1 protein-coding gene is annotated in these 721 nt (G+C 60.5%); it reads left to right on the forward strand.

What is annotated here, in order from left to right; all coding sequences use genetic code 11:
- The coding region (locus BK660_RS30930; protein WP_311202922.1) for an RIO1 family regulatory kinase/ATPase domain-containing protein at positions 1-381 on the forward strand (381 nt) is incomplete at its 5' end.
- Positions 382-721 lie beyond the last annotated feature (340 nt).

The raw sequence follows: 721 nt of genomic DNA on the forward strand, positions 1-721 counted from the left end.
AACGTGCTGCTGACGCCGACCGGCCCGGTCATCATCGACCTGCCGCAGGCCGTCGATGCTGCCGGTAACAACCACGCGTTCAGCATGCTGGAGCGGGATGTCGGCAACATGGCTTCGTACTTCGGGCGCTTTGCGCCGGAATTGAAGCTGACCAAGTACGCCAAGGAAATGTGGGCGTTGTACGAAGCCGGCACCTTGCACCCGAACAGTGTGCTGACCGGTGAGTTCGATGATCCGGAAGACCTGGCCGATGTGGGCGGGGTGTTGCGCGAGATCGAAGCAGCGCGCCTCGACGAAGAGCGCAAGCAGGCCATCCGTGCGGCGGACGACGAGCCGAAAGGCAAGTCCGACGAACCACCGCCGCCGCCGTGGATGCAGTGATCGCTTGACGAGAAACCCGGCTTCGGCCGGGTTTTTTTGTTTGAATCAGAAGCCTTGGAAGCCCAGAAGCCCCTCACCCCAGCCCTCTCCCGGAGGGAGAGGGAGCTGACCGAGATGTCTGGCGTCATACATCGACCTGAAACACCGGGTCGATTATGGATTGGACGAGGTCAGCATTTGGACTTGTCTGGATTCGGTAAAGAAATTTCAGGTCGGCGCATCTCCACAGCATCCCCCAATCAGCCCCCTCTCCCGGAGGGAGAGGGGGCCGACCGAGGTGTCTTGCGTCATACATCGACCTGAAACACCGGGTCGATTATGGATTGGATGGGGTCAGCAT

It is taken from the genome of Pseudomonas brassicacearum (assembly GCF_003732265.1).
Classification (GTDB): Bacteria; Pseudomonadota; Gammaproteobacteria; order Pseudomonadales; family Pseudomonadaceae; genus Aquipseudomonas; species Aquipseudomonas brassicacearum_D.